This is a genomic window from Streptomyces sp. TRM64462, assembly GCF_013362995.1.
Lineage (GTDB): Bacteria > Actinomycetota > Actinomycetes > Streptomycetales > Streptomycetaceae > Streptomyces.
In genome coordinates this window covers 1-5869 of sequence record NZ_JABWDV010000443.1, presented here as the reverse complement: position 1 = coordinate 5869, position 5869 = coordinate 1, and the positions used below count along the sequence as shown (strand labels likewise).

The 5869-nt window shown below is 67.0% G+C and carries 10 protein-coding genes; 4 read left to right on the top strand and 6 right to left on the bottom strand.

Going from position 1 to position 5869, the window contains the following annotated elements; all coding sequences use genetic code 11:
* Positions 1-167: 167 nt before the first annotated feature.
* On the bottom strand, positions 168-557 hold the full coding sequence (locus tag HTZ82_RS32615) for a hypothetical protein (protein ID WP_254712180.1): 390 nt from the start codon (positions 555-557) through the stop codon (positions 168-170).
* A gap of 1 nt (position 558) precedes the next feature.
* Here HTZ82_RS32615 and HTZ82_RS32610 point away from each other — a divergent pair, with 1 nt between their 5' ends.
* Positions 559-987: a hypothetical protein gene (locus HTZ82_RS32610; protein WP_254712179.1), complete on the top strand. Its 429-nt coding sequence runs from the start codon at positions 559-561 to the stop codon at positions 985-987.
* 26 nt (positions 988-1013) lie between these two features.
* Here the strand turns inward: HTZ82_RS32610 and HTZ82_RS32605 are convergent, their stop codons facing one another.
* A complete protein-coding gene (locus HTZ82_RS32605; protein WP_254712178.1) occupies positions 1014-1298 on the bottom strand; it encodes a hypothetical protein in 285 nt (94 codons plus the stop codon).
* Positions 1299-1543: 245 nt separating this feature from the next.
* Entirely contained in the window at positions 1544-1765 is a 222-nt protein-coding gene (locus HTZ82_RS28445; protein WP_175412253.1) for a GntR family transcriptional regulator, read from the bottom strand.
* A gap of 294 nt (positions 1766-2059) precedes the next feature.
* On the opposite strand from HTZ82_RS28445, the gene HTZ82_RS32600 reads away from it, so the two are divergent.
* From HTZ82_RS32600 to HTZ82_RS28430, 3 genes are read left to right on the top strand one after another with little or no spacing between them, the layout of a single operon-like run.
* On the top strand, positions 2060-2257 hold the full coding sequence (locus HTZ82_RS32600) for a hypothetical protein (RefSeq protein WP_254712177.1): 198 nt from the start codon (positions 2060-2062) through the stop codon (positions 2255-2257).
* Positions 2254-2652: a hypothetical protein gene (locus tag HTZ82_RS28435; RefSeq protein WP_175412248.1), complete on the top strand. Its 399-nt coding sequence runs from the start codon at positions 2254-2256 to the stop codon at positions 2650-2652. Before HTZ82_RS32600 ends, HTZ82_RS28435 begins: the two co-directional genes overlap by 4 nt.
* The gene (locus HTZ82_RS28430; protein ID WP_175412251.1) at positions 2649-2891 is read left to right on the top strand and encodes a hypothetical protein; all 243 of its coding nucleotides are present in this window, start codon (positions 2649-2651) and stop codon (positions 2889-2891) included. Before HTZ82_RS28435 ends, HTZ82_RS28430 begins: the two co-directional genes overlap by 4 nt.
* On the opposite strand, the gene HTZ82_RS28425 is transcribed toward HTZ82_RS28430, so the two are convergent.
* The 3 genes from HTZ82_RS28425 to HTZ82_RS28415 form a co-directional block, all read right to left on the bottom strand.
* Complete coding sequence (locus HTZ82_RS28425; RefSeq protein WP_175412250.1) at positions 2881-3405, bottom strand: winged helix-turn-helix domain-containing protein; 525 nt, start codon at positions 3403-3405, stop codon at positions 2881-2883. The genes HTZ82_RS28430 and HTZ82_RS28425 overlap by 11 nt on opposite strands.
* Before the next feature lie 115 nt (positions 3406-3520).
* Complete coding sequence (locus HTZ82_RS28420; protein WP_175412249.1) at positions 3521-3898, bottom strand: hypothetical protein; 378 nt, start codon at positions 3896-3898, stop codon at positions 3521-3523.
* Positions 3899-3909: 11 nt separating this feature from the next.
* The coding region (locus tag HTZ82_RS28415) for a polymorphic toxin-type HINT domain-containing protein (protein ID WP_254712176.1) at positions 3910-5869 on the bottom strand (1960 nt) is incomplete at its 5' end.

Here is a 5869-nt window from a genome sequence, read left to right as displayed (position 1 = left end):
GCTCGTGGTGCCCTTCTTGGTGAGCACGCTCGCGTAGCCGCGCCACTGGTCGTACGTGCGCAGCGCCGGCTTCGTGAACTCGTCCGTGTTCTTGGCCCAGGCGGCGCCGTCCTCGTACGTGTACGTGCGCGTAGGCCCACCCTTTGGGGCAGGGACCTCTACGCAGGTCAGCGGCCTAGTGACTCCCGTTCGGTCACGAGGTGGCCGTGTTCGCTCAGCAGTGCACGGACCTCGGGCACGTCATCGTGGTCGAGTAGGCGGCGGAGTACGACGCGGCAGCGTTCGGCGGTGCGGTCGCTGGTCATGTCGGCGGATGCGGTGATCACCTGGTGTGCCACGTCGGCGGCCTGCTCGGGTTCGTTGGCTTCGGCCAGGGCAACCGCGAGCCATGACCGGTACAGGGCGAGTTCGCGGGCGTGGGTGGCGTCGTACCGGGCGAGCACGTTCGTGAGCAACGGCACGGCGCGCAACGGGCGGCACAGTTCGGGGTAGACGCGGGCGTCCATCATGTCGAGTTCTTCGCGGCACACCCGGCAGGCCCACTGGGCCCTGAGCACGATGGTTGGCGGTGAGCGCGTCGTGTGCCCATGCGACGCGGTCGAGGAACAGGGCGCGGGTCTTCGCGGGTGCGTCGGGTCCGGCTTCCTCCAGGGCGGCTCGGGCCAGGGCGAGCGCTTCGTGTTCGCGGCCGGTGTTGGACCACTGGTAGGCGAGCGATCCGGCAAGGTTCGCGGCCAAGGGTCCGTCGGCAGCCTGGCGGGCAGCAGAGATGCCGAGTCGGTAGGCGTGTTCGGCGTCGTCGTGGCGTCCGGCATCGCTGGCTATCCACCCGACGATTTGGGCGAGTTCCCCGATCTGTACGAGCAGCGTGCACCCCACGTCGTCGGCGTGGGTGTGCTCGCGGTAGAGGCGGACGGCGGCGCGCAGTTCGCGAAACGCTGGCCCGATCAGGTCCCCGCCGGCCAGTACGTCGTCAGCGAGCCGTGACCCGTGAACACGTCCAGCCAGAGCGGTCACGTCGCTGGCACCGAGACGGCGCCCGGTCTGGCCCGGGGCGAGGGTGAGCGGGTCGCCGTCGGGAAGGAGCGCTGCGAGGGTGGCGGTCGGCCCGGGGGCGGGGTGTCGGTCTCGCCCCGGGCGTACGCGGCGGCGCGTTCCAGTTCGACAAGGTCAGCGTCCAGGGCGCGAGCAAGGAACGGCAGCCACGAATCAGGGACCCGTCCGCCGCGCTCCCAACGAGACACCTCGTTACGGGCGACCGACTGGACGGCGGGGAGTGCGCACAGGTCGGCGGCCAACTGCCGCTGGCTCCTGTTCGCGGCGCGGCGTAGGCGTGCGAGGTGGGCCCGAAGGATCGTCTGCGCTCACTGACCACTGCTGGCCCCCTCTGGCTGCCCTGGCCCCTTGCTGGCCCCCTGCCCGGCTCCTCCGATCACGCAACGCGGAGTGCGTTGGATGGGTGACGATGAGCCAACAGAGAGCTACTGGGGCAGCGCGGGCCGAACGCTGCGCGTTAGTCGGCGGACTCGCCGCCCTCGGGCGGTTACACCACGTAGAAGCCGCGCGGGATCTCCTTGCGCAACCGTCCCTCCGACACCAACACAGCCACGGCGCGTACGGCTGTGGACTGGCTGATGTCGTACTCGGCGCTCAGCGCCACAGTGCCTGGGAACTTGTCCCCGCTGCGCCATTCCCCAGCATCCAGCCTGCGCCGGAGATCATCGGCAACCTGCGGGGCGAATGGCACTGAACGATCGAGCTGCATATACCCAGCGTGCGAGCTAGTTCACTGGTCGGCTATCGAAGTAGTCCACTAGTCAGCTAGTCTCGGCAATGCAAGCAAAAACGCCCCAGCGCGGGAGCTCTGACCCTTCCGCACCGGGGCTGACCGAAGAACGGAGCTTCGGCTGTGCGAAACCTTATCGCTGCGCTGCTCGCGTGGCTGCTGGACCTATTCGCCCCTGGTGCCGGCAGGCGTCGGGCCGCCTCCCGCTCGACCACGGCGGCCCCTACCGCGCAGCCCCAGACTGCGCCCTGCCCCGCCGCGCGGCGGCTCCCCGTGCACCGGTCGCCGTACGGACTGCCGGAGCAGTTCGACGGCGCCACGATCCCCCTCGTTCGCCCGTACCTGATCGCTCACGAGCGGCGGCAGGAGCGTCTGCATCAGCAGCAGCGGCGCCTCACGCTCGTGCTCGCAGCGGACTTCGGCAACGACCGTGACATGCCGAACCTTCACGGGGTGGGGGTGACCCGGTGAGCGCGCACCTGAAGCGGTTCGAGCCACTGAGCACGGAACTGTGCGGGGCGCGGCGCTCGGGGTGGGAGCGTTCGGCGCCCGGTCGTCACCGGCTGCCCTGCGTCCTGCCCGCTGGGCACGAGGGTGAGCATCGGGACGCGTTCGCGCAGACGTGGGCGGACTCGGTCGAGACCCAGCGGGAGGAGACTGGGCCCAGCGTCCGGGCGGGACGGAAGCCGGTCCGTATGTGCGTGAGGTGCCAGCACATCACGGACACGCCCATGGTCGTCTGTGAGATCCACTCTGCGACTGGTCCGGGATTCAACGTCTACTGCTGCCCGCAGTGCGCCCAGTACTACTTCGCGCATCCCGAGCGCCAGCCCGGGTGGCCCGGCAACGAGGACGGGACCCTGTGAGCGCCAGGCGCACGGTCACCGGCCGGCGCCTGACGGGCGCGGAGGCGTGGGCGGAGATGGACCGGACCGGGAAGTCCGGGGCATGCGTGCTCGGTGAGTGCGGTTACTGCACTCCTCCGCTGGACCTGTACGTGAAAGTGCGCGGGCGGCCGCTGGTCGGCCCGCCGGTGGTGTCGATCCGGTGCGCGTGCGCGTGCCACAAGGGTTGTCCCGTCCGGCGGGAGGTCATCACCGTGTAGACCGGCCGCCCGTCCCGCTTCCCGTCCTCCAGGTGGAGGGGCGGGCGGGTGACCACGGCTCCGTCCGCCACAACCCGACGGCCTGTTCGTCCCGCTCGACGGCCCGGTACACGGGCACCTGCGGCGACCAGCCCAGCCGGTGCAGCAGATACGACACCCCGCGCGGGGTGTACCGGTGCCCGAACAGCCGGTGGATCAGCTCCGCGACCCTCGCCAGGGTCCACCGCTGGTCCTCGCTCCAGCCATGCGCCACAGGGCCGGCCTCCAGCTCAGCCTGCTGCCGTTCTGCCTGGGCATCGTTGAGCTGACACGGAAGGCCGCCGGGCCCCTTGGAGACGAGGGCCGGCTTGCCGCCGTCGCGCCATGCGTACGCCGACTTCCGCGACACCCGTAACCTGCGGGCCACTTCCGGCGGCCGCACCCCCTGCTCGAACATCTCCGCGGCCTCGAAACGCACGGCCTCACGCTTCGCCCGCCCCGCAGCGGTCAGACCGCCGCCATCCGCATACCTCATGACGAGGATGTAGCACCGCCAACGCCGACTGTCACCCCACCCCTTCAACCTCAGGGGCAACTGGCGAGATCCCCGGATAGAGCCTCGCCCGTTCCTACGAGCGTCAAGAAGCTACTCACCCCTCTTCCCTCAGCAAGATCTGCACCTTTGACGGAAATTGCGGATCATCCACCATTACCGAGCAGAGCACGGAGTCACGAAACCCCGCAAATTGCATTCGGGCGTACTCGTTCGGGTCATGCAAAACGAGCCAACCAGACGGACATGGAAGCGACACCTCGAAGAGGTTTGCCGGAAGCATCACAGGAGGATCCGACTTCCACACCTCGCATTTGACAGGACCGTCAACACTGGCCTGAACGCCGAAGATGAGTGCACTGCCCTCTCGATACCAGTTGCTCGACGCCGGATCCCAGTCGCTGACGTCATCGTCACTTCCCACATCTCGCAAGATCAGGCATCCGTGCTCGATTTTCGCCAGGAATGAAACCACAGGGCCATTAGCTACCATTCCTTATTGCTCTTTCCTTGTGAGAGTTGCGAGACGACCCCGCCCTGTCTCCTGGCGCAGGTCAGACAGTGAGGATACGCCGTCTGAGGGGATCCGGGAGCGACGAGACTAGACGGCGGCTGGTGATCTGGTATCCAGTCCCCTTCCTTGGTGCCAGGCGCCGTGGCATCGCAAGTGTGGCAGCCGTGTGCATTTCCTGATTCATTGATCAGATCTCGAACGCCATCTGCTTCAATGTCACCGTTCTCCAGGGCTACCCCCTCTCGGGCGTTCGGCCCAGCACCCAGCGTCAGATCGCACTTCTGACCTGGCGTTGCATTGTGAACGAGTACCGGGGTCTCACCCGCCAGCACATAGTACGTGTGGATGTCGGTGACGGTGAGGTTGAAGGTGTCCTGGTTCCGTTCGTAGACACGAACGGACGTCACCGTAACGCTGGATCCGTCATCGGTTCGCAGGTTGGTGCCAGGGCGTAGGTCTCCTGCGTTCACCCAGGACTTCGAGGTGGTGGACCAGAAGGGGTGGTGGTCCGTCGTAGTGAGTGTCTCGCTGCCGTCTTCCGTGGAGACTGTGACGTCGACGTACGTCTTGTCGTGCGTGGTGAAGATGGCGGCCGTCACCGCCCTCGGCGTGGTTTCACCGGTCTCCGGGTCCGTGGCCAGCACTTCGTCGCCCGGCTGCACCTCTTCAATGGGCTTCGCGGTGCCGTCTGCCAGCTTGACCTCAGTACCTGCAGGGAAGCTGTGCTCACCACCCGCCATCAGACCGGTAAGGCACCCAATAGGTACCTCGTCGCCCTTCTTTATCGCCTGCTTCAGGAAGTTGAAGGCAATCTTTCCTGCCTTCCCAAGACCAGCTGTAGCAACACCTACTGCGGCGTCAACAGCGACTGCCTTGCACCCTTCCGCGGAACCGCCAGCACAAGCGATCACATCCCTGACCCCGAGCACCTCCAGAAGGTCGATCTCTGCCGTCTGGGGCCCCATCCATCCCATGTCACGCGCAGCGAAGCAGAAAGACGCAGCGTCATCGGAAAATCCGGAACACGTAGCGCGAACCCACTTCTTGAGGTCACTTCCGTACGAGTGCTTCGAACTCGCCCAGCTGTATCGGTGGATCAAGTCTTCGTGCGTAGGGACATACGTGCCATTGATCTTGATTGAACTACCGAAGGTCTCTACGGTCGCCGTTGCCCCACTGCCTGGGAGCGTGACCTTGAGCGGCTCGCCACTGCCCGGCCCCGGGTCCTTCGGGCCCAAGCCCGTGACCTTGGTCCCTCCATTCGTGCACGTCAGCGCACCCGTGCCGCACTCCGCAATGATCAGACCGGTGGGATCCGCGAATGTGACAGGATTTCCGTTGGCGTAGGTGTACCCGTTCATCTGGAGCGGGTCCGTGATGTCGATGATCGGGTCGGCTGAGATGAAGCGGCCGGTCGATGCGTCGTATTCGCGGGCGCCGATGTGGGTGAGGCCGGTGGCCGGGTCGTCGATGCCGGTGCCGAGGAACGTGCGGCGGTCGGCCCAGTTGGCCGGCTCCGTGCCGCGCGGGGTGCCGTACGGGTCGAACTTGCGGCGGATGATGGCCTGGCCGGCCGTCTGCTCGATCGCGTTCGTCGCCGTGTTGTGGTGGTCCGCCTGAAGGACCGTGATCTTGTGGTCCGTCGTCTTGCCGCCCGTCGAGCGCACCGTCGTCGGTGCGCCCGGGTGGGTGTAGTAGCGGCGGGCGTCCAGGGCCTGGCCCGACGTGTTGACGACGATCTCCGCCTCGCCCAGGTACAGCGTGCGCGTCGTGCCGTCGTCCTCCAACAGGCGGTTGCCGCCCGCGTCGTACAGGTACTTCACGTCCGGCGTGCCGTCGTTGTTCGCGTCGACCGACGTCAGCTTGTTGCGGCGGTCCCAGTTCAGCGCCTGGGTGTCGCCGTTCAGGACGCGCTGCGTCGTGTTGCCGGAC